General features: G+C 60.9%; 28 protein-coding genes and 1 other RNA gene. 13 read left to right on the plus strand and 16 right to left on the minus strand.

Features of this window, described 5'->3' with window-relative positions:
* Positions 1–4 precede the first annotated feature (4 nt).
* Complete coding sequence (locus V7Z56_RS05170) at positions 5–991, minus strand: P1 family peptidase (RefSeq protein WP_334128299.1); 987 nt, start codon at positions 989–991, stop codon at positions 5–7.
* A gap of 103 nt (positions 992–1,094) precedes the next feature.
* Between V7Z56_RS05170 and ggt the strand changes: the two genes are divergently transcribed.
* Positions 1,095–2,807, plus strand: coding sequence for a gamma-glutamyltransferase (ggt, locus tag V7Z56_RS05175; RefSeq protein WP_334128300.1), 1,713 nt, complete (start codon positions 1,095–1,097; stop codon positions 2,805–2,807).
* Between the two features lie 8 nt (positions 2,808–2,815).
* Here ggt and V7Z56_RS05180 read toward each other — a convergent pair whose 3' ends face one another.
* The 5 genes from V7Z56_RS05180 to V7Z56_RS05200 form a co-directional block, all read right to left on the minus strand.
* On the minus strand, positions 2,816–3,586 hold the full coding sequence (locus V7Z56_RS05180; protein WP_334128301.1) for a methyltransferase domain-containing protein: 771 nt from the start codon (positions 3,584–3,586) through the stop codon (positions 2,816–2,818).
* Positions 3,587–3,685: 99 nt separating this feature from the next.
* On the minus strand, positions 3,686–4,054 hold the full coding sequence (locus V7Z56_RS05185; RefSeq protein ID WP_334128302.1) for a hypothetical protein: 369 nt from the start codon (positions 4,052–4,054) through the stop codon (positions 3,686–3,688).
* A gap of 71 nt (positions 4,055–4,125) precedes the next feature.
* A complete protein-coding gene (locus tag V7Z56_RS05190) occupies positions 4,126–5,517 on the minus strand; it encodes a sensor histidine kinase (protein WP_334128303.1) in 1,392 nt (463 codons plus the stop codon).
* A 93-nt stretch (positions 5,518–5,610) separates the two neighbouring features.
* A complete protein-coding gene (locus tag V7Z56_RS05195; RefSeq protein ID WP_334128304.1) occupies positions 5,611–7,038 on the minus strand; it encodes a dihydrolipoyl dehydrogenase family protein in 1,428 nt (475 codons plus the stop codon).
* Positions 7,039–7,052: 14 nt separating this feature from the next.
* Complete coding sequence (locus V7Z56_RS05200) at positions 7,053–7,892, minus strand: TVP38/TMEM64 family protein (protein WP_334128305.1); 840 nt, start codon at positions 7,890–7,892, stop codon at positions 7,053–7,055.
* Positions 7,893–8,155: 263 nt separating this feature from the next.
* Here V7Z56_RS05200 and rpmH point away from each other — a divergent pair, with 263 nt between their 5' ends.
* The 6 genes from rpmH to argB are packed head-to-tail and all read left to right on the plus strand — an operon-like array spanning position 8,156 to position 12,306.
* Entirely contained in the window at positions 8,156–8,290 is a 135-nt protein-coding gene (gene rpmH, locus V7Z56_RS05205) for a 50S ribosomal protein L34 (protein WP_293948819.1), read from the plus strand.
* Between the two features lie 3 nt (positions 8,291–8,293).
* Positions 8,294–8,668, plus strand: coding sequence for a ribonuclease P protein component (gene rnpA, locus V7Z56_RS05210; protein ID WP_334128306.1), 375 nt, complete (start codon positions 8,294–8,296; stop codon positions 8,666–8,668).
* Positions 8,668–8,949 carry a membrane protein insertion efficiency factor YidD gene (yidD, locus tag V7Z56_RS05215; protein WP_334128594.1) on the plus strand — a complete coding sequence of 94 codons (282 nt, stop codon included), beginning with the start codon at positions 8,668–8,670 and terminating at the stop codon, positions 8,947–8,949. Before rnpA ends, yidD begins: the two co-directional genes overlap by 1 nt.
* A gap of 16 nt (positions 8,950–8,965) precedes the next feature.
* Positions 8,966–10,714: a membrane protein insertase YidC gene (yidC, locus tag V7Z56_RS05220; RefSeq protein WP_334128307.1), complete on the plus strand. Its 1,749-nt coding sequence runs from the start codon at positions 8,966–8,968 to the stop codon at positions 10,712–10,714.
* Positions 10,715–10,727: 13 nt separating this feature from the next.
* The gene (yihA, locus tag V7Z56_RS05225; RefSeq protein ID WP_334128308.1) at positions 10,728–11,390 is read left to right on the plus strand and encodes a ribosome biogenesis GTP-binding protein YihA/YsxC; all 663 of its coding nucleotides are present in this window, start codon (positions 10,728–10,730) and stop codon (positions 11,388–11,390) included.
* Between the two features lie 4 nt (positions 11,391–11,394).
* Positions 11,395–12,306, plus strand: coding sequence for an acetylglutamate kinase (gene argB, locus V7Z56_RS05230; RefSeq protein WP_334128309.1), 912 nt, complete (start codon positions 11,395–11,397; stop codon positions 12,304–12,306).
* 15 nt (positions 12,307–12,321) lie between these two features.
* Here argB and V7Z56_RS05235 read toward each other — a convergent pair whose 3' ends face one another.
* Complete coding sequence (locus V7Z56_RS05235) at positions 12,322–13,572, minus strand: DUF2336 domain-containing protein (protein WP_334128310.1); 1,251 nt, start codon at positions 13,570–13,572, stop codon at positions 12,322–12,324.
* A 127-nt stretch (positions 13,573–13,699) separates the two neighbouring features.
* On the opposite strand from V7Z56_RS05235, the gene V7Z56_RS05240 reads away from it, so the two are divergent.
* Positions 13,700–14,395, plus strand: coding sequence for a pyrimidine 5'-nucleotidase (locus tag V7Z56_RS05240; protein ID WP_334128311.1), 696 nt, complete (start codon positions 13,700–13,702; stop codon positions 14,393–14,395).
* 89 nt (positions 14,396–14,484) lie between these two features.
* Positions 14,485–15,330 carry a 2,3,4,5-tetrahydropyridine-2,6-dicarboxylate N-succinyltransferase gene (dapD, locus tag V7Z56_RS05245; RefSeq protein WP_334128312.1) on the plus strand — a complete coding sequence of 282 codons (846 nt, stop codon included), beginning with the start codon at positions 14,485–14,487 and terminating at the stop codon, positions 15,328–15,330.
* Between the two features lie 46 nt (positions 15,331–15,376).
* Here the strand turns inward: dapD and V7Z56_RS05250 are convergent, their stop codons facing one another.
* Positions 15,377–16,258 (minus strand): DMT family transporter, encoded by an 882-nt coding sequence (locus V7Z56_RS05250; RefSeq protein WP_334128313.1) that lies wholly within the window; start codon positions 16,256–16,258, stop codon positions 15,377–15,379.
* Positions 16,259–16,403: 145 nt separating this feature from the next.
* Between V7Z56_RS05250 and dapE the strand changes: the two genes are divergently transcribed.
* Together dapE and V7Z56_RS05260 are read left to right on the plus strand one after the other, a co-directional pair.
* Positions 16,404–17,585: a succinyl-diaminopimelate desuccinylase gene (dapE, locus tag V7Z56_RS05255; protein ID WP_334128314.1), complete on the plus strand. Its 1,182-nt coding sequence runs from the start codon at positions 16,404–16,406 to the stop codon at positions 17,583–17,585.
* Positions 17,582–18,163 carry a hypothetical protein gene (locus V7Z56_RS05260; RefSeq protein WP_334128315.1) on the plus strand — a complete coding sequence of 194 codons (582 nt, stop codon included), beginning with the start codon at positions 17,582–17,584 and terminating at the stop codon, positions 18,161–18,163. The genes dapE and V7Z56_RS05260 overlap by 4 nt, the downstream gene beginning before the upstream one ends.
* Here the strand turns inward: V7Z56_RS05260 and truA are convergent.
* From truA to def, 3 genes are read right to left on the minus strand one after another with little or no spacing between them, the layout of a single operon-like run.
* The gene (gene truA / locus V7Z56_RS05265; protein ID WP_334128316.1) at positions 18,160–18,900 is read right to left on the minus strand and encodes a tRNA pseudouridine(38-40) synthase TruA; all 741 of its coding nucleotides are present in this window, start codon (positions 18,898–18,900) and stop codon (positions 18,160–18,162) included. The two genes, V7Z56_RS05260 and truA, sit on opposite strands and share 4 nt — an antisense overlap.
* Positions 18,900–19,814, minus strand: a complete 915-nt coding sequence (gene fmt / locus V7Z56_RS05270) for a methionyl-tRNA formyltransferase (RefSeq protein WP_443023758.1) — start codon at positions 19,812–19,814, stop codon at positions 18,900–18,902. Before fmt ends, truA begins: the two co-directional genes overlap by 1 nt.
* Positions 19,815–19,832: 18 nt before the next feature.
* Complete coding sequence (def, locus tag V7Z56_RS05275; RefSeq protein WP_334128318.1) at positions 19,833–20,351, minus strand: peptide deformylase; 519 nt, start codon at positions 20,349–20,351, stop codon at positions 19,833–19,835.
* A 107-nt stretch (positions 20,352–20,458) separates the two neighbouring features.
* On the opposite strand from def, the gene V7Z56_RS05280 reads away from it, so the two are divergent.
* A complete protein-coding gene (locus tag V7Z56_RS05280; RefSeq protein ID WP_334128319.1) occupies positions 20,459–21,628 on the plus strand; it encodes a DNA recombination protein RmuC in 1,170 nt (389 codons plus the stop codon).
* Here V7Z56_RS05280 and recR read toward each other — a convergent pair.
* The 4 genes from recR to ffs form a co-directional block, all read right to left on the minus strand.
* Complete coding sequence (recR, locus tag V7Z56_RS05285) at positions 21,625–22,221, minus strand: recombination mediator RecR (RefSeq protein WP_334128320.1); 597 nt, start codon at positions 22,219–22,221, stop codon at positions 21,625–21,627. The two genes, V7Z56_RS05280 and recR, sit on opposite strands and share 4 nt — an antisense overlap.
* 22 nt (positions 22,222–22,243) lie before the next feature.
* Positions 22,244–22,567 (minus strand): YbaB/EbfC family nucleoid-associated protein, encoded by a 324-nt coding sequence (locus tag V7Z56_RS05290; protein ID WP_334128321.1) that lies wholly within the window; start codon positions 22,565–22,567, stop codon positions 22,244–22,246.
* Entirely contained in the window at positions 22,564–24,414 is a 1,851-nt protein-coding gene (locus tag V7Z56_RS05295) for a DNA polymerase III subunit gamma/tau (protein ID WP_334128322.1), read from the minus strand. The genes V7Z56_RS05290 and V7Z56_RS05295 overlap by 4 nt, the downstream gene beginning before the upstream one ends.
* 85 nt (positions 24,415–24,499) lie before the next feature.
* An RNA gene (gene ffs / locus V7Z56_RS05300) (signal recognition particle sRNA small type) lies at positions 24,500–24,595 on the minus strand.
* 143 nt (positions 24,596–24,738) lie between these two features.
* Here ffs and nudC point away from each other — a divergent pair.
* The gene (nudC, locus tag V7Z56_RS05305) at positions 24,739–25,668 is read left to right on the plus strand and encodes an NAD(+) diphosphatase (RefSeq protein WP_334128323.1); all 930 of its coding nucleotides are present in this window, start codon (positions 24,739–24,741) and stop codon (positions 25,666–25,668) included.
* On the opposite strand, the gene V7Z56_RS05310 is transcribed toward nudC, so the two are convergent.
* A complete protein-coding gene (locus tag V7Z56_RS05310; protein ID WP_334128324.1) occupies positions 25,665–26,522 on the minus strand; it encodes a DMT family transporter in 858 nt (285 codons plus the stop codon). The two genes, nudC and V7Z56_RS05310, sit on opposite strands and share 4 nt — an antisense overlap.
* Positions 26,523–26,569 lie beyond the last annotated feature (47 nt).

The following is a 26,569-nucleotide window of genomic DNA, read 5'->3' on the forward strand; positions in this document are numbered from 1 at the left end:
AACGTTACGACATGAATCCCGGCACGCCGCCCAGACTTTTGGCATTGTAAACTGCACGGGCTACTGAACGGGCAACACAATCTGCAGCCATGGCGCCTATTTTCGCGATTACCTGAGGCCGCAGTCCCGTTACCTCTTTCCTCTCCGTCGACAATGCGAAAATACTATCGCCGTCAAAGGGGGTATGTACAGGCCTAATTGCACGCGCGAAGCCGTCATGCGCCATTATGGCGATGCGCTTGGCTTCCGATTTCGTAAGCGTGATATTGGTGGCGACGACTCCGATCGTCGTATTCTCTCCAAGGCGCGAATCCGCGGGAAGGTCGAGGGGGATATCCGCCGCCAGATCCGGCGCGCCAAAGCCCCCGAACTCATCCTGCTGCTCAAGCGCCCAAGCCCAGAAATGCCGCGTTCCGGGGATCAGGACACTGCCGACCGGATTGACCGCAATCACCGCGCCAACCTGTATGCCGTCCGCGTCGATGAGCGATGCACTGCCAAGCCCGCCTTTCAGTTTTCCGGCCGCTGCGCCGTAGCCTGCGCCTGTATTGCCGAGCGGAAAATCCACGCGTGCGTTCTGAACCGCTTCGATGCCGAGCTGCCTGTAGGGCGGCATGTCGCCCCAGTCCTTGTTGCCGGCATTCGCAAGATCAAAAAGGATTGCGGACGGCACAATCGGAACGCGGATGCCGCGCGCCTCGAACCCGCGCCCCTGACGGGCGAGAGCGATTGTCGCGCCGGAGGCCGCCTCAAGCCCGTAGACCGAGCCGCCGCTGAGAACAATGGCGTCAATGCGCTCGACCAGGCATTCGGGGCTGAGCGCTTCTGTCTCGCGCGTGCCGGGCCCCCCGCCGCGCACATCCACCGCCGCAACCGCGGGCGCCTCCGGAACTACTGCCGTCACGCCTGTCATCGCCCCCAAATCCTCGGAATTGCCGATTTTTATCCCGTCTACATCTGTGATAAGGTTTCTGGCGCCGGGTTTCATCATTTGCTGCATCTTTGTTTATATTTATTTCCCATCAGGTTAGTCGCGGCGGAAACGCCGGTCAACTTATCTTCGCACGTGCGGCAGGAACAGGAGAGAGTCCCTCATGAGCGCCAAACGCATCGCTTTCCGCTTGATATTCGCCGCGCTGATTTCGCTTCTTGTCTGCGGCCGTGCTGCTGCCGCGTCACAATCTGAGGGCGCAGAGAAATTCATGATCGCGGCGGCGCATCCGCTCGCCGCAGAGGCGGGGCGCGATATCCTTGCGCGCGGCGGCAGCGCGGTCGATGCCGCGATCGCAACCCAGATGGTGCTGACGCTGGTGGAGCCGCAATCATCCGGCATCGGCGGCGGCGCCTTCCTACTCTATTATGATGCAGCGGCAGCGCGGCTCGAAACCTATGACGGGCGCGAAACGGCCCCTGCCGCTATCCAGCCCGATCATTTTCTGCAAGCGGACGGGGAGCCGAAGAAATTCTATGATGCCGTTGTCGGCGGCGGCTCCGTTGGAGCGCCCGGCGTCCTCGCCATGCTGGAGATGGCGCATCGCGATCACGGCCGGCTACCCTGGGCGGAGCTGTTCGAGCCCGCCATCCGCCATGCCCGCGAGGGGTTTCTCATCACGCCGCGCCTTCATTACCTGCTGCATGAGGACCAGTATCTGAAAACCCGGCAGCCTGCACGCGCCTATTTCTATGACGCGTCGGGAGAGGCACGAAAGACCGGGGCCCGGCTCGTCAATCCGGAGCTTGCCGAAACCTTCTCGCAGATTGCGAAGGACGGCGCGCAGGCCTTCTATCGCGGCGATATCGCCGCGGCGATCGTTGCGGCGGTCCGGAACGACCCGACAAATCCCGGCGTGCTGTCGCTTGACGACCTCGCCGCCTATCGCGCCATCAAGCGCGCGCCGGTTTGCGCGCCCTATCGCGCCTATCAGGTCTGCGGCATGGGACCGCCGACCTCGGGCGGCGTTACGCTGCTGCAGGCCCTCGGGCTGCTGGCGGCGCATGACCTTGCTGCGCTTGATCCCCTCGGGGCGGAGGCCATCGACCTGATCGCGCAGGCAAGCGCGCTTGCGTTTGCCGATCGCGGCAAATATCTCGCCGATACAGATTTCGTCGATGTGCCCGTTGCCGATCTTCTCTCCCCCGCGTATCTCTCGCGTCGCGCACGGCTGATCCGGCCGGGAGCGCCAGCGCTGCCGTTCGCCGCGGGCGATCCGCGGGAGAAGCAGGGATCGCGCGGGATTGACAACGCAATCGAGCTTCCCTCAACCAGCCATTTCAGTATCATCGACAGCTATGGGAACGCCGTCTCGATGACGACATCGGTGGAAAACGCCTTCGGCTCTCGACTGATGGTGCGCGGCTTCATGCTCAATAACCAGCTCACCGACTTCTCCTTCATCCCCGCGACGCCCGAGGGGCCGGTGGCGAACCGGATCGAGCCCGGCAAGCGCCCCCGCAGTTCCATGGCCCCGACGATGGTCTTTGATAGCGACGGCGCGCTCGAGATGGTGATCGGCTCACCGGGCGGCGGGCGGATCATCGGTTATGTGCTGAAGACGCTGGTCGCCGCGCTCGACTGGGGGGTCGATATCCAGACGGCGATCGACATGCCGCACGTCATCAATCGCAACGGCGTGCTGGAAATCGAGAAGGAGACGCCCCCGGCTGACCTGCAGCTGGCGCTTGACGCGATGGGCTATAAGGTCAATGTCCGCGCGCTCAACAGCGGGCTGCATGGCATCCACATCACGCCGCACGGGCTTGTCGGTGGCGCGGACCGGCGGCGGGAGGGCGTGGTGCTCAGCGAATAGCGCCGCCCCTACTCGGGGATCTGGACAACGATGAAGAGACGCGAGAAGGGATAGATCGTCGCATCGTCCTCGCGCATCGGATAGGCCGACAGCAGCCGCTCGGCATACTGACTCTCGAACAGCACCGCCTCCTCCTTGGTGAGTGCCGCGAGGAACGGGCGAAGGGCCGACCCGCGCGTCCATTCAAGGACCGCATCCTTGCCCTTCAGGATCTGAAAATATGTCGTCTCCCAGATGTTGATTTTCTCAACCATCGGCGAGAGAAGCTCGAAATACCAGTCGATCTTGTGCACCGGCGCCGGGCGGACCAGCGCCCCCAGCCGGTCGTACCATTCGGAGGAGCGGGCAAGATCATAGAGATTCTCGTGCGACGGGGCGTTGAAATTATTCGGCATCTGCACCGCGAGAACGCCGCCCGGGCGAAGCTGGCCGAGCAGTCGCGGCAACAGCGCTTCATGGTCGTCGAGCCAATGCAGGGCCGCGTTGCTGAAAATAAGATTGGCTTTGCTTGTTGGGCTGAAACGGCTGATATCCTCGCGTTTCCATTCGAGAGACGGATAATCCTCCCGGGCTTTCGCCAACATCTCTTCGGAGCTGTCGACTCCGGTAACGATCGCTTCCTTCCAGCGCTGCGCGAGAAGCGCGGTGACATGGCCCGTCCCACATCCGAGATCATAAACAAAGGTTGGCGCGGCCAGCGGAACCTGCGCGAGCAGGTCGAGCGCCGGACGGAGGCGGTGATCGGAGAACAGGTTATATTGTTCCGGATTCCATGTCATTGTGCGTTGCTCCTTCTCTTCTCCCTGTAAGGTAGCAACTTTATCGTGCGATATCACGCCGGTTTCACGAAAAACGACGAAACATGCGCAAGATCACAGTCACTGATCGCCGAGCCGCTGGCCGGTTTTGAGACGCTCATACTCCGAAACGCTGACATAGGGCGCGCCGAAAGAGGCAAGCGGCGGAACCTTGCGCACCCGCGGCGAGCGTTCCGTTGGATAGGGATTGGGCTCGCTGTAGCAATCAACGGTGCCGAGCGACCGGTAGCAGTAGAGCGGTATCTGAACGATCACCTCGCCGTCCAGTTCCGTGCAGACGGCGTCGCTTCCCGAAAGGGGCGAGCAGGTTTCGCCCGGCAGCGCGGCAACCTGTTTCGGTCCGGGCGTTGCCGTGTCGCTTGCGCAGCCCGCGAGCGCGAGCAGCACCGCGCCTAACCCCGCGCCTGACCAGAACGGATTTTTACCCATGCCCTCAACCTCCGGCGAGCGAATGATCACCTATTCTGACACCACCTAATACGCCGCGCCTTTAAAATTTATTAATCGGGCAGTTCAATGCGGAATATGGTGCCCGCAGGTCCCGTGCTCTCCAGTGTAATGTCCCCCCCATGCGCAACGACAAGCTCACGCACGATGGAAAGTCCGAGGCCCGTTCCGCCTGCCCGCGCCGAGCCGGAAAAAGGTTCGAACAGATGCTCTTTCGCCTTTTCAGGGAGCCCCGGACCCGTATCGATAATCCGGATCAGCGTGCGCGGCCCCTGCCGACAAACGCGGATTTCAAGCGTTCCCTTGCCCTCCATCGCCTGAACGGCGTTGCGGCAGAGATTGAGAAGGATACGATAGAACTGCTCACGATCGGCATGCAGCATCATCCCGGCGGGGATCACGTTGCGCCAGACGACCCCTTCATTTTCCCGAAGGCCAACCGAGGTTCGCACCTCATTGACCAGCGATTCCAGAAGGAACCGTTCTTTGCGCGGCTCGCGTTCATCGGCGCGGCCGAATTTGAGGGTCTGCGTGCAGAGCTCGATCGCCCGGTCGATACTGGTCATCAACCGCGGAACAATCTTCTGCACTTTTGGATCCTCAATCTCCGCAAGGCTGTCGCTGACGATCTGCGAGGTCGAGAGAATGTTGCGAAGGTCATGGCTGATCTTGGTAACGGCGGTGCCGAGCGCGACCAGATGCTGCTTCTGCTTCAGCGCCGCGCGAAGCCGCGTCTGCAGGATCTCGAATTCGCGCTCGGCAATGCCGATCTCATCGCGCCGCCGGGTCGAGACGGGCGCCGTGGTGACGGCCTCCGGCGCCTTTCGAAAGCGGCTCATATTTTCGCTCAAGCGCCGCATCGGCCGCACCATCAGCCAATGGAGCGCAAAATAGACAAGAATGGCCGCGAGGATCGAGATCAGCAGTGATACCCAGAAGATATTCCACGCATATTTGTACATTTCCCGAATCAGGGGCGCTTCGTCGATGACGACCTCGAGCTGGGAATTGGGCTCATTCTCGATCGGGCTGAGGATCCGGATAATCCGCCCCGGCCCTGTGATCATGCTCTCGAACGCATCCTCGATCAGGAGGAAGGGGTTGTCTTCCGCTAGGTTATACTCCGCGTCGATGATATAGGGCATATTCTCGCGCAGGATCAAAAGCCGGGAGTTGGCGCCGTGCAGGACGACGCTGCGCGCCCCCACCCGAAACAGCAGTTCCTCGCGCAATTCTTCGGAAACCACATTGTCCGGAGAGGCAAGCAGCGACAAGGTCGCAAGGTGCGCGAAATCCACCTTCTTCTCCAGATAGTTGAGACGGAAAAACGCAATGGAGGGCACGAAAATCAGAATTTCGGCCAGCATAACGAACAGCAGCGTCAGCACCAGCAGTCGCGCCGATAGGCTATGGAAAGATGCCTGTATTTTGTTCCAGAATGCCATTACCAAGGATAAATCAAAAAGATGATCTGCATCAACTCATTGATGGCGGGGCAATATCAATGCAGAAGACTGATCGGCGGGCGCGGCGCGGACCTATCCGAAACGCGCGAGAAAACGGACGATGGCACGCGTGCGAGCACTGAAGAGGGCCGGCGTATAGTAGGCGCCTGCGACGCGCTTGTTAATCTCGCCAAGCGTCGGATATGGCGCAATATAGTTCGCCATCGCCGATATTTTAAGCCGCGCCGACACGGCAAGCACCCAGGGCTGGATCAGTTCGCCGGCGTCGGCTCCGACAATCGCCGCCCCGAGGATTACCCCGCGCGGCGCGGTGATGACCTTGATGCGCCCCTCTTCGCGGCGATCCGTTCGCGCCCGGTCAATGTCGCTGAACGGGCACTGAAGCACCTTTATCTTATCCCCGTGGCGGGCGCGCGCCTCCGCTTCCATCAGCCCGACGCTCGCAAATTCCGGATCGGTGAAAGTCACCCGCGGCAGGGCGCGATAGTCCGCCTTCGTCGGCAGTCGGAACAAAGCGTTGCGGATAACAATGCCGGCCTGATACCCGGCGGCGTGGGTGAACTGCGGCCCGCCCGCCACATCGCCGATTGCGAAGATGCGCCTGTTCGTTGTCCGGAGCCGGCCATCCACTGTTATTCCCGAAGGCGTCGTTGCAACTCCCGCCGCGTCAAGGCCGAGATCGTGGAGGCTGGCCCGCCGCCCCGCCGCGACAAGGAGGTGAGATCCGGAGAGAACCTCCTTCTCCGCGTCGGCAAGGGCGAGCCGGTATTCTCCGCCCGCGCCGCCGGCAACCTCGGAAACGGCGGTCCCTTCGCGGATATCAACGCCGTCGCGGCGGAGCGCAGCGAGGACCACTGCCGCCATCTCCGGATCCTCCCGTCCGAGGACGCGGGCCGCTTCCAACACGGTGACGTTTGATCCCAGCCGACTGAAGGCCGTTGCCATTTCAATGCCAATCGGCCCGCCGCCGATAATAAGGAGACGGTCCGGCAGCTCTCTCAGATCGAAAAGCGTTTCGTTAGTAAGGTACCCGCTCTCGGCAAGTCCGGTGATCGGCGGGATGAGCGGGCGCGAGCCCGTCGCGATCACGAAACGCCGGGCAACAACGCGATCGGCACCGATAGCAACTTCGCGATCTGAGACGAACCTCGCCCGCCCCTCAATCACCGTAACGCCAAGGCCTTCAAAGCGTTCAATCGAATCATGCGGCGCGATCGCGTCAATGACCGACTGCACATGCGCCATCACGGTGGGGAAATCGACCTGCGGGGCCGGGGCGCTAATTCCGAATGCGGCGGCTGCCCTGATGCCCGCCACCTGTTTCGCCGCGGCCAGCAGCGCCTTTGAGGGGACGCAGCCGTAGTTCAGGCAATCGCCCCCCATTCTCGCCGCTTCGATGAGGACGGTCCGCGCGCCGAGCTGGCTTGCTCCCGCCGCGACCGACAGCCCGCCCGAGCCCGCGCCGATCACGCAAATATCCGCCTCAATTTTCCGGCCCATCAGCAGCCCCTCCCCTATTGGCCGCGTCCGCGCAGCTTTTTCACAATGACCGGCACCAGCGCCAGCACGCCCAGCGCAGCGAACGCCACCAGCATCTCCCCCGTCAGCAGTGAGGAAATCTGAAAATCAAGCGCACAATTGGCCCGGCCGGCCTCCATGCAGGCGCTATAAGTTGCCTGTTGCTGACGGATGATACTGTCAAGACCACCGCCGAGATAGGCGAAGGCGAAGGTTCCCGGAATGATCCCGATCAATGTTCCAAGGATATAGGTGCCGGTGCGCACCCCGAGGAACGCCGGCGCAACATTCACGAGCCAGAACGGAAAGAGCGGAACGAGGCGAAGGAAGAGAAGATAGCTCATGGCATTTTCGGCAAAGCCTGCCTCCAGCTTTTTGAGCCACGGCCCCGCCCGGGCGCGAAGCGGCGTGCCGAGCGACGTTGCCGCAATCAAAAAAATGAGCGTCGCGCCAAGCGTTGCCGCGATCACCGTCATCACGCCCGCCGCAACCCAGCCGAACAGAAAGCCGCCGGTCACCGTCATCAGCAGCCCGCCCGGCAGCGAGAGGGCGACGACCGCAATATAGATCGACATATACAGCATCGCGGCGGCGACATAGTGGCTGGCAACGAAATCGAGCAGGCGATCCCGATTTTCGCTGAGCGCGCGGAACGTCAGGTAGTTATCGAGACCGAAGGCAAAAAACGCGGCAATGGCGAGGGCAACCAAAGCAAGCGGCAACAACCGCGTCACGGTCAGGCGGGGCCGCGCTGCCCCCCCGGCACGTGGCGCGCGCGTCTGCTGCGCCTTGCCGCGCTTTTTCGGGACCCTCTTTTTGCTGTCGGAACCTGCCATATGGACCGGGCGAATCTGTCTTGGAGCCGAAGAACGGATACTCCGTTCCCGGTCGCTATGGCGGTCAGCTTATGCTATTGCACGTCCGGATGATAGGCGTCTAAATTCCGCTTCAAGCGATCGTGAGTTCAATTGAACGGGCGTTCCCGCCCCGCGGCTGCAAAATTCATCTCCTGCATTGACTTCACCCCGCGTAGACCTTATACAGCGGGGCTTGTTTTCCCTTCGCGCGAAAGCGCGCGGATGATCGACGGAGAAGTCTCTTGAAACGTACATATCAGCCGAGCAAACTTGTTCGCACGCGCCGCCATGGTTTCCGTGCACGCCGGGCAACGGTCGGTGGACGCCGGGTTCTTGCCAACCGCCGGGCAAAAGGCCGCAAGAGCCTTTCAGCCTAACTCATGCCGATTGGCGTCGAACGGTTGAAAAAGCGGGCGGATTTCCTCCGTGTTGCCTCTGTTCGTCGTAAATGGGCCGCACCGGGGATGGTTCTACAGGCCGCCCGCGGGACTGCAACGGGCGAAACCGATGTTTCGCGCGTTGGCTTTACTGTGACCAAAAAGGTCGGCAATGCTGTCGTCCGTAACCGGATAAAGCGTCGCCTTCGCGCCGCTGCCGATCAGGTTATCCCCGAGCATGCCGCGCGGGGTTGGGATTTTGTTCTGATCGGGCGGCAGAGCTCTCTCAATCGTGATTTCGACGATCTGACGGCCGATCTCAGGCTGGCGCTGGACAAGGTCGGAGCTGCGGCTTCGGCGGAACGGGGAACGCGGTGATCAAATCGACTGTCATCTTTCTGCTCTCGCTCCCGATCCGGATATATCGCTATTTCATATCGCCCCTGCTGCCGGCGAGCTGTCGTTACTATCCAACCTGTTCCTCCTATGCTATGGAGGCGTTGGCTGTTCACGGCCCGCTGAAAGGGAGCTGGCTGACGCTGCGACGCCTCGCGCGATGCCATCCCTTTGGCGGACAGGGATATGACCCTGTTCCCGACACACATCGCGACTGTCATCATGGCGCGCCCGACCTGACATCCCGCGCCCGTATCAAGTAACATTGGACCTGTAATCATGTCAGACCAGAAAAACCTGATCCTCGCTATCGTTCTTTGTTTTCTGATCGTTTTCGGATTTCAGTATTTCGTTGAAGGCCCGAAAATCGAAGAAGCACGCCAGCAGGAGCAGGCGCAGTCGGCTCAATCCGGCTCCGAGGCCTCGTCATCTGCGCCCGCCGCGCCGGGCGATCTTTCCGTGCCGGCCCAGAATCAGGGCCCGGTCGCCCAGAACAGCCTGACGCGCGAGCAGAGCCTTCAGAATGCGGCGCGGATCAGGATCGCGACGCCGAGCCTGCACGGCTCCGTTTCCCTTACCGGCGCGCGGCTTGATGATCTGACGCTGATCAAATATCGCGAGCAGGTCAATCCCGCCAGCCCGGAGATCAAACTGCTCTCACCGGCCGGCAGTCCGCATCCCTATTACGCCGAATTCGGCTGGAGCCCTGCACCCGGCCTCAATATCGCCCTGCCCAATTCCCAGACTATCTGGAGCACGGATGCGACCGAGCTGACACCGGAAAAGCCGCTCGAACTCAAATGGGACAACGGCGCAGGACTGGTGTTCCACCGGATTATCTCGATCGATGAGAACTATATGTTCGCCATCGAACAGCGGGTCGAAAATAATACCGGTGAAGCCATCACGCTTTATCCCTACGGGCTGATTTCGCGCCACGGCACGCCGGAGACGACGGGCTTTTATATTCTGCACGAAGGTCCGATCGGCGTTCTCAACGACAAGCTTCAGGAAATTGACTACGACGACCTCGAAGACGGCGACACGCCGAGCTATACCTCCACGGGCGGCTGGCTCGGCATCACCGACAAATTCTGGCTGACCGCGCTCATTCCCGATCAGGCCACCGAGGTCAAGACGCGCTTTTCCTATGCACCGCAAGGAGCGCGGTATCAGACCGACTATCTCAACCAGCAGGGCGTCACGGTCCCTGCAGGCGAGACAGCGGGCATAACCAACCGGCTCTTTGCCGGCGCCAAGGAAGTTTCCATTCTGGACGCCTATGAAGAGCAGTATAACGTTGCCCGCTTCGATCTTGCCATCGACTGGGGCTGGTTCTACTTCCTGACCAAGCCGATCTATTTTGCACTCGAATATCTCGACAAGCTGATCGGCAACCTCGGCCTCGCCATCATGGCGCTGACCATCATCATCAAGATCATTCTGCTCCCGCTCGCGCACAAATCCTACGTGTCGATGAGCAAGATGAAGAAGCTGCAGCCGGAGATGCTGAAGCTGCGCGAGCGTTACGGCGAGGACAAGCAGAAGCTCAATCAGGAGATGATGGCGCTCTACAAGAAGGAGAAGGCGAACCCGGCCGCGGGCTGTCTGCCGATCCTCCTTCAGATCCCGATTTTCTTCGCGCTCTACAAGGTGCTGTTCGTCACGCTGCTGATGCGTCACCAGCCCTTCTATGGCTATATCAAGGATCTGTCGGCACCGGATCCGACGACGATCTTTAACCTTTTCGGGCTCATTCCGTGGGATCCGCCGCAAATTCTGATGATCGGCTTCCTGCCGATCCTGATGGGCGTCAGCATGTTCCTGCAGCAGCGGCTGAACCCGCAGCCGGCAGACCCGGTACAGGCGAAGATCTTCCTCTTCATGCCGATCTTTTTCACCTATCTGCTGGCAAGCTTCCCGGCTGGTCTCGTTATCTACTGGACCTGGAACAACATTCTCAGCATGGCGCAGCAGTGGCTGATCATGAAGCGGATGGGCGTGAGCGCGTCGGGAGAGAAGAGCTGACGAGTATGGCCGTATGACAGCGCCGATTGATCCTGCGACAGACCAAGACGACGCCCTGCGCATTGAAGCGGGGCGGCATCTTTTCGCGCAGGAGTGCCGGTTTGTCGCCGGGGCGGCAACGCTTCAGATGCTGCCGCCCGCCTCGCTCGTCGAAGTCGCCTTCGCCGGCCGCTCCAACGTCGGCAAATCGAGTCTGATCAATGCGCTGACCAACCGCAACACCCTCGCCCGCACCTCCAACACGCCGGGCCGCACGCAGCAGATCAACTTCTTCGATCTCGGCGGCCGGCTCTATCTCGTCGATCTGCCGGGGCATGGCTATGCGCGGGCATCGAAAGCGAAGATCGATATCTGGACGGATCTCGTGAACAGCTATCTGCGCGGCCGCGCGTCGCTCCGCCGGGTCCTCCTGCTGGTGGATTCGCGGCACGGCCTCAAATCCTCCGACCGCGACGTCATGGATATGCTGGACACCGCTGCCGTCAGCTACCAGATCGTCCTGACGAAGGTTGACAAAGGCAATAAAAGTGACATCGAATCACTGATTACAAAGATCAAGGCGGAACTGACCAAACGTCCGGCGTCACATCCGGAAGTGGTGGTCACAAGCGCCGTCAAAGGATACGGGATAGACATGCTCCGGGCGGAGCTGGCGACAATGGCGGAGGTCGGTTAATTACATGAGCAATAATTCCCTGACGGTCGAAGAACAGCTGGCCAAGGCCCGCACGCTCTCCGAAGCCCTGCCTTATATGCACCGCTTCAGCGGCCAGACGTTCGTCATCAAATATGGTGGCCACGCCATGGGCGATGAAGAGCTGTCGCTGATGTTCGCCGGCGATGTCGCGCTGCTGAAACAGGTGGGGATCAATCCGATTATCGTGCATGGCGGCGGACCGCAGATCGGCAGCATGCTGGAGCGGCTGCAGATCAACAGCTCATTCATCGACGGCCTGCGCGTGACCGACCAGCAGACGGTGGAAATCGTCGAGATGGTTCTTTCGGGCTCGCTCAACAAGAAGATCGTTTCGTCCATCAACTCGGCAGGCGGGCTGGCCATCGGCCTTTCCGGCAAGGACGGGAAACTGATCGAGGCGCAGAAGCTGACGCGGACAAAGCGCGATCCGGACAGCAACATCGAACGCATTCTCGATCTCGGCTTTGTTGGGGAGCCGACCCGCATCAATCCGGAAATTCTCGAAAGTTTCGAAGAGAATAACGTCATTCCGGTAATCGCGCCGATTGGCGTCGGCCCCAACGGCCAGACCTACAATATCAACGCCGATACCGCCGCCGGCCATATTGCCGCGGCCGTCGGCGCCACCAAGCTCATCATGATGACGGATGTCGAAGGCGTGCTCGACAAGAACAAAAAGCTGATCAACCGTCTGTCCTCGGCCGAGGTGTTGAAGCTGCAACAGGACGGAACCATCGGCGGCGGCATGATCCCGAAGCTTGAAACCTGTCTCTATGCGCTGGAGGAAGGGGTCGAATCGGCGACCATTCTGGACGGCCGCATTCCGCATGTGCTGCTGCTCGAAACTTTTACCGAGCATGGCGTCGGCACCATGATCACGGACAGCGACGACTAGGCGCGTCGCCGCGCGTCAGTTTTCATAGAAGGAAAGCTGCCATTCCATCTCGCCGGGGCTGTAGGGATAGTCGAACCCGTTTCGCGCGTTGACGAGATCCTTCCCCGGCACGAAGGCGATCATTGTCTGTATCTTGTAGGCAAGGCGCATGCCGAGCCCGGCCCGCCAGCAAAGTGAGGTGACGATCTTGCCGCTGCGCGATGACAGCATTGCGCTCACTTTCTCGTGGCTGAAATCGGCGAGAAGCGCGAGCGCCGCGGTGACGAATTCCTGGTCTCTCGCCTCCACCGCCTCGCTCACCGCATCTTCATCGAGCTTCGCATCCGCATAGAGTTTTTCCGCAGCCGCGCGCCCCTTCGCCTTCGGCGTCTTATCGAACTCCCGGGTTTCGTCAATCCGGCCGCGCACGATAGCCTTCAGCTGCTTTTCCGCCTGTTCGGGGAGGTTATGGCGGCGCGCCAGTGTTTCAACGAGGGAGAAGGCGACGAAGCCGGCGATCCGCCGCATGGCCCGGAGCGAGAGATTGAGCCGCATGACAAGCGGCTCATGCAGCGCCTCGACAGTTTCCGCCTGATCGATGATCCGGTCCAGCGTCTCCTCGCGGATTTTGGCGGACGGGTTGGCAAGAAGCGCCGACATCACCGGCATTTCAAGCTGCGCAACCAGCACATCGGATACCTCTTCGCCGATATTCTGCCGACGCGCGATGCCCTGCAACCCCCCGGCCGCAATCCCGCTCGCCATAATTTCGAGCAGGTCGTTGTCGGAGAGCAGCGGCGAATATTCGAGGATCGGGCAGGCGACAATTTCCTCAACATCCCGCGCCAGCGTCATCACGATGCTCTTCGGCACGTCGAGACTGTCTTTCAGCGCCTCGGCAACGATGGCGCGAACGGCGGCCGTCTGATCGCGGGCGAGGATTTCGAGCACCTCGATGGTTCGTTGCAGCAGCGCGACCGCCTGCTGGTCGGTGATATCGGGAAGCAGGCGGCAGATCTTCCGCGCGAGCTCCATGCGCACTTCGATATCATCATCGGTCGCGAGGATAAGATTGGCCCGCGCCGGCGTCGCGGGGTTGATGGCGAGATTCTTTCGCACATCGCCCGAGTTATCATCGGCAAGATAATAGAGGATCTCCGGCTCGACATCCTCGCGAGCGGCAAGATCGGCACGCACTCTCCGGTCGATGCTCAGCGCCCGCGCTTTGTTTTCCTCATATCGACGGGCGGCGCGTTGTTTTCCGCTGGAATGGATCGTCACAGCCACTAAATATCCCAGAGACAGTTTATCGCTGCTATCATAGGTGGCTAATCTTAACAGATTATTAATAAACGGCCCGATCCCGGGCCAGATAGGGCTTGCCCTTCGACCCAGTCGGGGGCACATTCAGGACATGATGAATACACCAAGTTGGCAGGATTTTGAGCATATCGACAGCTGGATATTCGATCTCGACAACACGCTCTATTCTTCGGCGACCAACCTCTTCGCGAGGGTCGACAAGAAGATGGGCGAGTTCATATCGAAGCTGCTGGATATCGATCTCGTCGAAGCAAAGAAACTTCAGAAGCGCTATTTCAGGGAGCATGGCACAACCCTCCGCGGCCTGATGGAGGTGCATGGCATCGATCCCACCGCCTATCTCGAATTCGTTCACGATATCGACGTCTCCGATCTCGTTTCGGTCCCCGAACTCGGCGTCGCGCTTGAAAAGCTGCCGGGCAAGAGAATTATTTTCACGAACGGCTCGCACTTTCACGCAATGAATGTGTCGACCCAGCTTGGCATCGACCGCCATTTCCACCATATCTTCGATATCGCGGCGGCCGATTACCTGCCCAAGCCCCATAAGCCGGTCTATGAAAAGCTGATCCGCGATTTCGATATCAATCCCGAGCGCGCAGTGCTGTTCGAGGATATGGCCGTCAATCTCGTGCCTGCGCATGAGATGGGTATGAAAACCGTCTGGATCCCGGGCAATACCGATTGGTCCCGCGAAGGCGGCGACGGCGATCATATCCACTACCGGACGGACGACCTCAGCCGCTGGCTGACCGATCTCCTGAACGACCGGGCGCGCCAGGACTAAGAAAATTTACCCGGCCGGCAGATTGACATCTCGCCGGGGCCGGGTATCTTCTGGCCAACGCAAATTGACTAGATATCGGGGAAAAATTTATGACAGTAGCGCAGTTGCAACCCGTCATCGACGCCGCCTGGGAAAACCGGGACCAGATTTCCGTCGCGACCAAGGGCGAGGTGCGCGAGGCCGTCGACGCCACGCTGGAAGCTCTTGATAACGGATCGCTCCGTGTCGCCGAGAAAGGCGCGAACGGCTGGACCGTCAACCAGTGGGCGAAGAAAGCGGTGCTGCTGTCCTTCCGTCTCAACGATATGGAACTGATCCCGGGCGGACCCGGCAGCAATTCCGCCTGGTGGGACAAGGTGCCGAGCAAGTTCGAGGGCTGGGACGCCGCGCGCTTTCGCGAGGCGGGCTTTCGCGCCGTGCCGAACTGCGTCGTGCGCAAAAGCGCCTATATCGCGCCGAACGTGGTGCTGATGCCGAGCTTCGTCAATCTCGGCGCCTATGTCGACAGCGGCAGCATGGTCGATACCTGGGTAACCGTCGGCTCCTGCGCGCAGATCGGCAAAAATGTGCATCTGTCGGGCGGCGTCGGCATCGGCGGCGTGCTGGAGCCGCTGCAGGCCGATCCGGTCATCATCGAAGACAATTGCTTCATCGGCGCGCGCTCCGAGGTCGTCGAAGGCGTCATCGTCGAGGAAGGCTCCGTCCTCTCCATGGGCGTCTTTATCAGCGCCTCCACCAAGATCGTCAACCGCGAGACCGGCGAGATCCATATCGGCCGCGTGCCCGCCTATTCTGTGGTCGTTCCGGGGTCGCTGCCCGGCAAGCCGCTGCCGGACGGGACGCCGGGGCCGAGCCTTTACTGCGCGGTGATCGTGAAGACGGTGGATGCGCAGACCCGCTCCAAAACATCCATCAACGAACTGCTCCGCGATTAAGCGCGGAATAACGCAGGACACGGGCGGAGCGTCCCTCCGCCCGGTGTCACACGCGCTTGATATGCTCGCGGTAGATCATAAAGAGACCGCTGCCGGCGATGACCACGATGCCGAGCCAGACGTGCGAGGGCGGGAAATCGCCAAAGAAGAGAAACCCTAAAATCACCGACCAGATGATCCCCGTATATTCAAACGGGGTGATGACCGCGACCTCACCGACCGCGAAGGAGCGGATCATACAGACGCTGCTGACGAGCGACAGCGCCGCCATCAGCGCGATCAGCCCAATGTCGCGAAGCGGCATGGGCTCCCAGGTAAAGAGCGTGATAAACGCCGTAATGATCAGGACGCCAAGGGTATTGTAAAAAACCACCGCGAGCGTCGTCTCCGTTCGCGTCAGCACGCGCCCCGTCAGCATGATACCGCAGTAGCAGAGGCTGGAGCCGAGCACGAGCAGCGCTTCCCACTTCAACATGCCGCCGCCCGGCTGCATGACGATCAGCACGCCGCTGAAGCCGACGACGATCGCACTCCAGCGATAGATACCGACTTTCTCACCGAAGAGCGGCACCGAAAGCGCGGTCATGATAAAGGGGGAGACGAAGAAAATCACCGTCGCGGTCGCGAGCGGCAGCTCTTTCAGCGAGAGGTAAAAGAGAAGCGGCGCCAGCACACCAAAGATGGCGCGGATGACATGCATGCCCTTGCGGTTCGTGCGGATCCGCTTTGTCCCGCCGCGCCAGATCATCCAGGCGGTCAGTGGCACCATGAGGAATAATCCTCGGATCGCCAGCATCTGGAGAACGGAATAATTCGCCTCCACCAGCAGCTTGGCAAAGGCGTCCGTCAGACTCATGAAGAGGATTCCGACCAGCATATAGATCACGCCGTGGAAATTGTCGGATCCGGGAAGTTGAGGAAACCGCATGCGTTACCTTCCCTGCATATCTGATGAGTAGTATCGCGTCGCGCGCGCCGGCGCAATCGGCAAAGGGCAATGAGGCGAACAATTATTCGCGCGCCGGCACCTTCCCCATTGACCGGGCGCCCCGGCGGGCGGTAAAGGTCATCCTATGGAAAATAATGCAGAAAATTCAGAAGTCATCGCCCTGACGCAGGCTCTTATGCAGTGCGCGAGTGTCACGCCCCGCGACGCGGGCGCGCTTGATGTATTGCAAAAGGCGCTTGAGGCGGCTGGTTTCGTCTGTCATCGTCTGACGTTCAGCGAGGCGGGAACGCCGGACGTTGACAATCTCTACGCCCGCTTCGGCACCTCGGCTCCCAATTTCTGCTTCGCCGGCCACACCGACGTCGTTCCGGTCGGAGATAAAAACGCATGGAGCGTCGATCCCTTCAGCGGCACCATCCGCGACGGCATGATTGTCGGCCGGGGCGCAGCGGATATGAAAGCCGCCGTCGCCGCTTTCGTCGTTGCCGCAAAGCGTTTCATCGGTGCGACCGCAGGTGACTTCGATGGCTCCATCAGTCTTCTGATCACGGGCGATGAGGAAGGACCGGCGATCAACGGGACGCGCAAAGTGCTGGACTGGATGGCGGAGCGGGGCGAGAAGATCGATCACTGCATCGTCGGCGAGCCGACCAATCCGTCCGAGCTCGGCGAGATGGTCAAAATCGGCCGGCGAGGCTCCTTCACCGGCTATCTCACCGTCACGGGAACGGAGGGGCATGTCGCCTACCCGCATCTTGCGGATAATCCCATTCCCCATATGGCGACCATGATAACCGCGCTCGACAGTCACATTCTCGATGACGGGACGGAGCATTTCCAGCCGAGCAATCTCGAATTCACCACCGTCGACGTCGGGAACCCGGCGACCAACGTGATCGCGAGGACGGCGAAAGCGACCTTCAACATCCGCTTCAACACGGAGCATAGCCACGATGCGCTCGAAGCGACGATCCGCACTATCCTCGACCGGATCGCAACGGAGCGGAACTGTCGCTATACGCTCGATTGCAGCAGAAACTCGTCGCCTTTCCTGACGCCCGAAGGCGAGTTCAGCGCCCTGATCGTCGCGGCAATCGAAAAGCGTCTCGGCATCAAGCCCGTTCTCTCGACGACCGGCGGCACGTCCGATGCCCGCTTTATCAAGGATTACTGCCCGGTCGCCGAGTTCGGGCTGATCAGCCAAACCATGCACAAGGTCGACGAGCGGGCGAGCATCAGCGATATCGAGGCGCTGACGGATATCTACACCGATATCCTGTTCAATTATTTCCAGAAGAGCAGATGATAACGCTGCAGGAAATCCGCACGTCTTTGAATGGCGCCGTGTTGCTCGCAAAACGCACACCGGGCGCCCTCTCCTATTTCAATCTCTCCGCAGACGGCTTCTATCGTTCCTTTTATGCGCTGTTGCTTGCCGCACCGGTTTTCGCGCTCGAGAATGCCTTCGACTACCGGTCATTCGAAACCGACACCGCGCTCGTTCCATTTATCCTGATTTTATGCCTTGCACTCTGGGTAAGCTGGGGAAGCTATCTTGTTGTCATGGGCACGGTGACGCGCCTTATGGGGCTCGGTGATCGCTTTGGCGCGTTTGTCATCGTCTATAACTGGGTTCAGCTTGGCCTGATCCTCATCTGGCTTCCTGTCACTGTGATTGCCACCGGCATTCTCCCGCCCGGTTTCGGCAGCATGCTCAACCTGATCTTCATCGTCGCCACATATGTCTACCTCTGGTACATCCTCAAGGTGACATTGCGGACGAGCGGGTTTATCGCGGCGGGCTTCGCGTTTCTCGAATTTCTCGTGGTGATCCTCGTCCAGTCGCTGTTCTCGGGCTGGCTTTTCACCGCAAACGGTCTCTAGCTGTAATCGACCTGCGTGAGGTAGAGCCCATAGGGCGGCGCGTTCGGGCCGGCGCGCGACCTGTCTTTCGCCTCCAGCGCCGCGCGGAGATCATCGGCCGTCCACTGACCGGTTCCGACAAGTGACAGGCTCCCCACCATGGCGCGCACCTGATTGTGCAGAAAGGATTGCGCCGACGTGCGGACTTCGATCAGGACGCCGCTTCGCGTAACCTCAAGCCGGTCGAGCGTTTTCAGGGGCGATTTCGCCTGGCAGGCGGCGGCGCGAAAGGTCGTGAAATCGTGAACGCCGACAAGGACGGAGGCCGCATTATTCATCGCCTCGGCATCAAGCTCTCGCTTCACATGCCAGGCGCGCCCAAGCTCGAGGGTCAGCGGCGCCTGCCGATTGATAATCCGGTAGAGATAATGCCGCCGCGTCGCCGAAAAGCGCGCGCTGAAGTCGGCCTCCACCTCGCGGCAGTCAAGAATGGCCACGGGCGCGGGCTTCAGATGAAAATTAAGGGCATTCTTCACAACTTCGGGCCGGCGGTCAGAGGCAAGCGCGAAACTTGCGACCTGGCCCAGCGCGTGGACCCCGGCGTCGGTCCGCCCGGCGCCCTGTATCCGCACCTCTTCCCCGCAGAAGGCAAAAATCGCCTCCTCGATATACTGCTGCACAGACGGCCCGTTGGTCTGGCGCTGCCAGCCGACGAGGGCGCTTCCGTCATACTCGATCGTAATACGGAAGCTGGGCATCAGCCGAGCACCTCGCCCCTGGCGATCGGGCGGCCATTCAGAAAGGCGGCGGCACTCATCGGACCTTTGCCGGCCGGCTGAACCAGTTGCAAGGCGAGCGCACCCTCGCCGCAGGCGACGGTGAGGGTGTCATCGAGCACCTCCCCCGGTGCGCCGCTGCCACTGACAGGCCGCGCCTTCAATAGCTTGATCCGCTGGCCCTGATGCTCGAAATAGGCGCCCGGCGCCGGGTTGAGACCGCGAATATGCCGGTCAAGCTCAATTGCACTCCGCGTCCAGTCAATAGCGGCTTCGGCCTTGGAGATTTTTTCGGCATATGTCACGCCCTCCGCGCTTTGCGGCGTGGCGACAAGATCGGGATCGCCAAGCCGCTCCAGCGTTGCGAGGAGGAGCGGCACCGCCGCCTCGGCAAGTTCATCATGCAGGCTGCCCGCCGTCGTTTCGGATATTATGGGAATGCGCGTCTCGGCGAGCACCGGGCCTGTATCGAGCCCCGCCTCCATCTGCATGACCGCAATGCCGGTCTCAGGATCGCCGGCCATAATTGCCCGCTGGATCGGCGCGGCCCCGCGCCAGCGCGGTAAAATTGATGCGTGGAGGTTGAGGCAGCCATATTTCGGCGCGTCGAGAATGGCCTGCGGCAGGATAAGGCCGTAGGCGACAACGATTGCGGCATCAAGATCGAGCGCGGCAAATTCCGCCTGCACGTCCGGAGATTTCAGCGACTGGGGGGTGCGAACCGGGATCCCGGCGTCTTCAGCAACTATGTGGACAGCCGAGGGCATCAGCTTGCGGCCCCGCCCGGCCGGGCGCGGCGGCTGCGAATAGACGCAAACGATGTCATGCGGCGAGGCAATCAGGGCCTTCAGAATATGCGCTGAAAAGGCCGGCGTCCCCATGAAGGCAAGTCGCAGTCGGGCCATCCGCCGGCCTCAACTCGCCATTTTTTTCTGCTTGAGAAGCTTGCGGAGGATCATGTTGCGTTTCAGCGCCGACAGATGATCAAGGAACAGGATACCGTCCAGATGATCAATCTCATGCTGCACGCAAATGGCAAGCAGGCCATCGGCGCGGAGCTGCTGCGGCTGGCCGTCGAGATCGAGATAGCTGACCTCCACTTCGGCCGGGCGCACGACGTCGGCATAATGTTCGGGCACCGACAGGCAGCCTTCCTCATAGGTCACATCGTCATCGGAAACCCAGGTGATTTCCGGGTTGATGAGCGCGAGCGGCTGCGGCGGCTCCTCTTTCCCCTTGCCGACGACATCCATCACCAGCAGGCGTTTCGGAACGCCCACCTGAATGGCGGCAAGACCGATACCGGGCGCGGCGTACATGGTCTCGAACATGTCCGCAACCAGCTTGCGAATCTCGTCATCCACCTTCTCAACCGGCGTTGAGATGGTTTTGAGCAGCGGATCGGGCGCCGTGTATATGGGTAAAAGGGCCATGGCATTCCATTGACGATATGTTTCTGATGTGCCTTTATGGCACAATGAGTAGGTATTATGCCTGTTTGCGTTCGTCAAGACCATTGGTCCCCGGGGAGTAGCGGGTTTTGCAAGAGTTTATTGAGCAGTTTCTGCAAGGAAGAGGGCTTGAAGTCGCCCTGATCGCCGTTATCGGGCTGCTTTTTATCGTCATCGTCGTTCTTGTGCTGCGCATGTCGAAGGCGCAGGCGCTTGCCGAAAAAGCATCCGCAAACAGTGAGAACCTGCACCGTCTTGCGGAAACGCTACTGAACCGGCAGTCGCAGCTTGAAGGCCAGCTTCGCCAGGTCTCAAACGATACAGCGACCAGCCGCGCCGAGATCAACCGCACGCTCAACGAACGGCTCGATGCCGTTTCGCGCCGGCTTGGCGAAAGCCTCGTGCAATCGGCCGAGAAGACCGGACAGAGCCTTTCCGAACTGCAGGCCCGCCTCGCCGTCATCGACAAGGCGCAGACCAACCTGACGGAACTTTCGACGCAGGTCGTCGGGCTGCAGGATATTCTCGCCAACAAGCAGGCACGCGGTGCGTTCGGGGAAATCCAGCTCTATGATCTCGTGAAATCGGCCCTGCCGCCCTCGGCCTATGAGTTTCAGGTAACGCTTGGCAACAACCGACGGGCCGACTGCCTGATCAAGCTGCCGAACCCGCCGGGGCCGATCGTCGTCGATGCGAAATTTCCGCTGGAGAGTTTTCACCTGATGCGGCAGGCGGAGACGGAGGCCGAAAAAACCCAGGCCGAGCGCGCCTTCAGCAACGCCATGCAGAAACATATCGCCGATATCAGCGAGAAATATATTCTCGATGGCGAGACAGCGGAATCGGCGCTTCTGTTCCTGCCCTCCGAAGCGGTTTATGCGGAGCTTCACGCGCGTTTCCCGGCGGTGCTCGAGAAATCCTACAAGTCGCGGGTATGGATCGTTTCGCCGACGACCTTGATGGCGACGCTCAACACGGTCCGCGCCGTCCTCAAAGACAGTCAGATGCGGGCGCAGGCGCATATCATCCAGAAAGAGATCGGCGTGCTGCTGAAGGATATCGAGCGACTGGATGTCCGGGTCAACAACCTCTCGAAGCATTTCACTCAAGCCGGAAATGATATCGACCAGATCAAGACCTCAAGCCGAAAGATCAGCAGCCGCGCCGAGCGGATCGAGGAATTGCAGCTTGGGGATGTTGCCGAGGATCTTCTGAACGCACCTCCGGAAGCGCCGCGCGAGATGGGGTATGAGCCTTAACTGATCGACCGGCGCGACTTGAGCGCGGCCGAAAGCGTGCCATCATCAAGATAGTCAAGCTCGCCGCCGACCGGCACGCCATGCGCGAGCTTTGTTACCTGCACATCAAATTCCGAAAGCCGGTCCGAAAGATAATGCGCGGTTGTCTGGCCATCAACCGTTGCATTGAGCGCAAGGATAACCTCGCTGACGCGCCCCTCCGTTACGCGGCGGATCAGGCTCTCGATATTCAGTTCATCCGGCCCGATCCCATCAAGCGCCGAGAGGGTGCCACCCAGAACGTGATAGCGCCCGCGGAAAGCGGCAGAGCGCTCCAGCGCCCAGAGATCGGAGACATCTTCGACGACGCACAGCATGGTCGCCTCACGCTCCGCATCCCGGCATATGGCGCAGGGTTCCGTTACGTCGAGATTGCCGCATTCCTCGCAGACCTTCACCGTATCCGCCGCCGCCTGCATCGCGGCGGCAAGCGGCGTCAGCAGGGTTTCCCGCCGGCTGATCAGATGCAGCGTCGCCCGCCGCGCCGACCGCGGGCCGAAGCCGGGAAGCCGCGAGAGAAGCTGGATCAGCGTATCGATTTCGGACTGGCTCATTGGGGTTGATCGCAGCGGCGCGTCAGAACGGCAGCTGCATGCCGGGCGGAAGCTGCAGGCCGCCGGTCATTTCCTTCATCTTTTCGGCGGTGTAGGCGTCCGCCTTCTTTCTCGCATCCGCATGGGCGGCGACAATCAGATCTTCCATGACTTCCTTGTCTTCCGGATCAACCAGCGACGGATCGACGTGCAGTTTGCGCATCTCGCCCTTGCAGTTCAGCGTCACCCTGACCATCCCGGCGCCCGATTGGCCGGTCACCTCATGATTTTCCAGTTCGGCCTGCATTTCGGCCATTTTGGCCTGCATCTCTTTAGCCTGCTTCATCAGGTTGCCAAGGTTTTTCATTCAAATATGTCTCCGTCCTGAATGTCGTCATCACCGGATATGTCATCGCCAAGCGTCATGTCAAGGGAAGGTCCGCGATGGCGCACCTCGCGGATTGTTGCGGCGGGGAAAAGCGCCTTGATATTGCGCACCAGCGGATGCGCCTCAAGCGCGGCGATTTCCGCGGCCTTGTCGCTCTCGCGTTTTTCGGCGACCGTCGCGGCGCCTTCGGCATGGGCGGTCATGCGGACATCCCATGCGCGGCCGGTAATCTCCCGCAGGCGCCTGCCGAGCCGGCTCGCAAGATCCGCTGCCGCGCCCGGCGCTGGGCTGAATTCGATTTCCCCGTCCGCAAAGGACACGGGCTTGGCGAAGTTTAGCACCTCCGCCTTCAGCTTAATATCCTGCCTGTCGGTCAGGACATCAACCACATCCTCCATCGATTGCAGTTGGATCTCGCGGGCTTCCTGCGGCGCCGGCACTTCAGGCTCAGGCGCGGGCTCCGGTTGCGGCGGCGTTTCAATGCGCGGCGCATTATCGGCCACGAGTGAGAGATGCGCCCGCGTCTCCGGCGCCCGCTCCGCGGCCCGCTCTGGCGCCGCGCCGGCTAGGGCGACCGCCGCCGTCGCGACGGTGCTCCCGCGCAGGCCCGCTCCGCCGCCGCCGCTTGCGGTCGCCGGGGCCGATGGCCGCGCGGACGCGCCGCCCGCAATCTGGCGCGCAAGCTCGCCGGGCGTCGGCAGGTCGCTGACATAGGCAAGGCGAACCAGAACCATCTCCGCCGCGGCGAGCGGCATCGGCGCGTGGCTCACTTCCTCAAGCCCTTTAAGCAGCATCTGCCAGGTGCGCGCAAGCACCGGCATGGAGAGTTTCCCCGCCAGTTCCTCCCCACGCGCCGCCTCGCCGCCCGCGACGGCGATATTGGAGACCGCCTCGGGCGTCACCTTGATCGACGTCAGCCAGTGTGTAAGCTCGAGCAGATCCTGAATGATGACGATCGGATCGGCGCCCGCGGCATACTGGCCGCGGAGGACGGCAAGCGCCTCCCGGATATCGCCTGCCATCAGCAGGGTGAAGAGATCGAGAATGCGCGTCCGGTCGGCAAGGCCGAGCATGTCGCGGACCTGCTCCGCGCTCACCTTGCCATCGCCATGCGCGATCGCCTGATCGAGCAGCGAGAGGCCGTCGCGCACCGACCCTTCGGCCGCACGAGCGATCAGCGCAAGCGCATCCGCCTCAACCTCGGCGTTCTCCTTCGCCGCGATGGTTGCGAAATATTCGGCGAGCGTCTCCCCGTCGACACGCTTCAGATCGAAGCGCTGACAGCGCGAGAGAACGGTCACCGGAATTTTGCGGATTTCCGTGGTCGCAAAGATGAACTTTACATGCTCCGGCGGCTCTTCCAGCGTTTTCAGAAGCGCGTTGAAGGCATTGCGCGTAAGCATATGCACTTCGTCGATGATATAGATCTTGAAGCGGGCGCTTACGGGGAGATAGCGCACGCCATCGATCAGTTCGCGGATATCGTCGACGCCGGTCCGGCTCGCCGCGTCCATTTCAATCACATCCTGATGGCGATCTTCGGCGATGGTGATGCAGTTGGCACACACGCCGCACGGCGAGATCGTCGGCCCACCGGTGCCGTCCGGACCGATGCAGTTGAGGCCGCGGGCGATGATACGCGCCGTCGTCGTCTTGCCGATGCCGCGCGTCCCTGTCAGGATGAAGGCATGCGCGAGGCGGCCCGCCTCCAGCGCGTTGGAGAGGGTTCGCACCATCGCCTCATGGCCGATCAGTTCATCGAAATTTCTGGGGCGATACTTCCGGGCGAGAACCCGATAGGGAGTAGTTGCTTGTTCTGTCGACATGGCGCGATCATAGCAGACTTGGCCCGCCGAACGCCAGTCAAAGCGGCGCGGCGTTCGAGGGAATACTCAATTTTCGGGGAAACAAGAAGAAGACTGGCAACGACCCGCACCGAAACTCGTTACGGCTGCTTCCTTCCGGACCTGACCGGGTTGGCGAGAGGCACGCCCATCGCCAGCCTTCCACTGCCTATATCATGCAGATGGCGCCGATAAGCAAGCCCTTTCGTCAATTTTTTGCCTGCGGCCCTGCCTCCGCGCTTTTTTAACGCCTTTACAACATCTTGACGATTGCGGCGGGGTACGCTTTGTGACAAATTACCGGTCATGATGAAGCCGATAATCTTTGGCGGTGGAGAACTCGACCGCGCCTCACATGTTCGCACCGACACGAACTGGTTGGAACAGAAAATAAAAGATCCGAGCAGTCGGTTCCTTCCCCTGCATGAATTGAAGGTTCTGATCAACCTGCGCGGGGCGACCGCGATTGACTGGCGCCCCGAAGTGGAGATGCGCGAGTTTCTCGACGATCGGGCGGAGAACGTCTTTCTCGGCGTCGACAAGCACGGCATATATCATTTTGCCATCGATGTCTCGGCAATCGAAAATCCGCGTCAGCCGCCCTTCCCGGACTGGGGAAAGTTTATCGACGTACGCTCCATCGCCCCCCAGCTCAGCCCGACCGAGGCCGGCGCGCTCGCGCAGGCCCGCTCGATGATCGACTGGCACAACCGGCATCGCTTCTGTGCCGTCTGCGGCGCCTCGACCCGGCCGCAGGAAGGCGGCTACTCGCGCGTCTGCTGGGACAGCGACTGCAAGGCGACGCATTTTCCGCGCACCGATCCCGTTGCCATCATGATGGTGCTCTATGGCGACAAATGCCTGATGGGTCGCGGTGCCAGCTTTCCGCCGGGCTTCTATTCCTGCCTCGCCGGCTTCATTGAACCGGGCGAGACGATCGAGCAGGCCGTCGCGCGGGAGGTGTTTGAAGAAGCGGGCGTGCGGGTGCAGAATGTGCGCTATCACCAGTGCCAGCCCTGGCCCTTCCCCTCATCACTGATGATCGGCTGCTTCGCCGAGGCACTGCATGATGATATCACCATCGACCGGGTGGAACTTGCGGATGCCCGCTGGTTCAGCAAGGAAGAAGTGCGCGGCATGTTGAACCAGAGCAGCGAGCGGAGCGGGCTCCGCATGGGCGGCCCGATCGCCCTCGCCCACCAGCTCGCTAAATTCTGGGTCGAGCAGCCTGACTAACCCGTCGCCAGCAGCAGCATACCGGCCAGGATCAGTGCGGCCCAGCCGATGCGGCCGCGGAAGCTGCCCTCTTTCAGGATGAGCGTTCCCAGCATCACGGTCAGCAGCACACTGATCTCGCGCGCCGGTGCGGCATAGACGAGCGGCGTCAGCGTTACCGCGATCAGGAAGAGGATGTAGGCCAGCGAATTCAGCACCGCGATGACAATGACCGCCCCCTTGTGATCGCGCCAGAAGCCAAGGACGAGGGGTTTTCGCGCCGCCGCATAGGGCGCGAGCGCGACGGTACGAAGGACAGCCGACGCGTAGTCGACAATGAGCGGCGACAGCATGAGCGCGGTGACGGCATAGGCATCCCACGCCGTGTAACTCCCGATCAGAACGCCGGTGGCAAGCCCAAATCCCAGCGACGCCCGCAGGTTGGACGTGCGGCTCCGAAACCCGCCGGTCAGAAAGAAAACGCCGATAATGATGGCAAGGCCGCCGCCCAGGATCTGCACCGTCATATATTCGCCGAGAATCAACACAGCGAAGGTAATGGAGAGCAGCGGCCCCGAGGCGCGCGCCGTCGGGTAGACGACTGACAGATCACCGCGGCGGTAGCCCTGCTGCAACAGCAGGAAATAGGCAAGATGCAGGGCGCCGGATCCGGCGAGGAATATCAGTTCCATTGCCCCGAAAGTCGGTCGCTCAAGGAGCATGATGACGACGACGAGCGGCAGATAAATGACGCTCGAAACGAGGGAGAAGAGCCAGACAAGCTCGGGGCCGCCATTCAGGCGCTTAATAAGAAAATTCCACGTCGCATGACAGCAGGCCGCTGCCAGAATAAGCGCGATGGCAAGCAAATCCATTCAGACACCTCAACCTTGACCTGCGAGACGCGCGAGAATGCGCCGTC

Source organism: Sneathiella sp. (assembly GCF_036844445.1).
Taxonomy (GTDB): Bacteria; Pseudomonadota; Alphaproteobacteria; order Sneathiellales; family Sneathiellaceae; genus Sneathiella.

Coding starts and splice junctions, on each gene's coding strand:
- V7Z56_RS05170 (WP_334128299.1), bottom strand. CDS start 991: ATGATGAAACCCGGCGCCAGAAACCTTATCACAGATGTAGACGGGATA.
- ggt (WP_334128300.1), top strand. CDS start 1,095: ATGAGCGCCAAACGCATCGCTTTCCGCTTGATATTCGCCGCGCTGATT.
- V7Z56_RS05180 (WP_334128301.1), bottom strand. CDS start 3,586: ATGACATGGAATCCGGAACAATATAACCTGTTCTCCGATCACCGCCTC.
- V7Z56_RS05185 (WP_334128302.1), bottom strand. CDS start 4,054: ATGGGTAAAAATCCGTTCTGGTCAGGCGCGGGGTTAGGCGCGGTGCTG.
- V7Z56_RS05190 (WP_334128303.1), bottom strand. CDS start 5,517: ATGGCATTCTGGAACAAAATACAGGCATCTTTCCATAGCCTATCGGCG.
- V7Z56_RS05195 (WP_334128304.1), bottom strand. CDS start 7,038: ATGGGCCGGAAAATTGAGGCGGATATTTGCGTGATCGGCGCGGGCTCG.
- V7Z56_RS05200 (WP_334128305.1), bottom strand. CDS start 7,892: ATGGCAGGTTCCGACAGCAAAAAGAGGGTCCCGAAAAAGCGCGGCAAG.
- rnpA (WP_334128306.1), top strand. CDS start 8,294: ATGCCGATTGGCGTCGAACGGTTGAAAAAGCGGGCGGATTTCCTCCGT.
- yidC (WP_334128307.1), top strand. CDS start 8,966: ATGTCAGACCAGAAAAACCTGATCCTCGCTATCGTTCTTTGTTTTCTG.
- yihA (WP_334128308.1), top strand. CDS start 10,728: ATGACAGCGCCGATTGATCCTGCGACAGACCAAGACGACGCCCTGCGC.
- argB (WP_334128309.1), top strand. CDS start 11,395: ATGAGCAATAATTCCCTGACGGTCGAAGAACAGCTGGCCAAGGCCCGC.
- V7Z56_RS05240 (WP_334128311.1), top strand. CDS start 13,700: ATGATGAATACACCAAGTTGGCAGGATTTTGAGCATATCGACAGCTGG.
- dapD (WP_334128312.1), top strand. CDS start 14,485: ATGACAGTAGCGCAGTTGCAACCCGTCATCGACGCCGCCTGGGAAAAC.
- V7Z56_RS05250 (WP_334128313.1), bottom strand. CDS start 16,258: ATGCGGTTTCCTCAACTTCCCGGATCCGACAATTTCCACGGCGTGATC.
- dapE (WP_334128314.1), top strand. CDS start 16,404: ATGGAAAATAATGCAGAAAATTCAGAAGTCATCGCCCTGACGCAGGCT.
- V7Z56_RS05260 (WP_334128315.1), top strand. CDS start 17,582: ATGATAACGCTGCAGGAAATCCGCACGTCTTTGAATGGCGCCGTGTTG.
- truA (WP_334128316.1), bottom strand. CDS start 18,900: ATGCCCAGCTTCCGTATTACGATCGAGTATGACGGAAGCGCCCTCGTC.
- def (WP_334128318.1), bottom strand. CDS start 20,351: ATGGCCCTTTTACCCATATACACGGCGCCCGATCCGCTGCTCAAAACC.
- recR (WP_334128320.1), bottom strand. CDS start 22,221: ATGAGCCAGTCCGAAATCGATACGCTGATCCAGCTTCTCTCGCGGCTT.
- V7Z56_RS05290 (WP_334128321.1), bottom strand. CDS start 22,567: ATGAAAAACCTTGGCAACCTGATGAAGCAGGCTAAAGAGATGCAGGCC.
- V7Z56_RS05295 (WP_334128322.1), bottom strand. CDS start 24,414: ATGTCGACAGAACAAGCAACTACTCCCTATCGGGTTCTCGCCCGGAAG.
- nudC (WP_334128323.1), top strand. CDS start 24,739: ATGATGAAGCCGATAATCTTTGGCGGTGGAGAACTCGACCGCGCCTCA.
- V7Z56_RS05310 (WP_334128324.1), bottom strand. CDS start 26,522: ATGGATTTGCTTGCCATCGCGCTTATTCTGGCAGCGGCCTGCTGTCAT.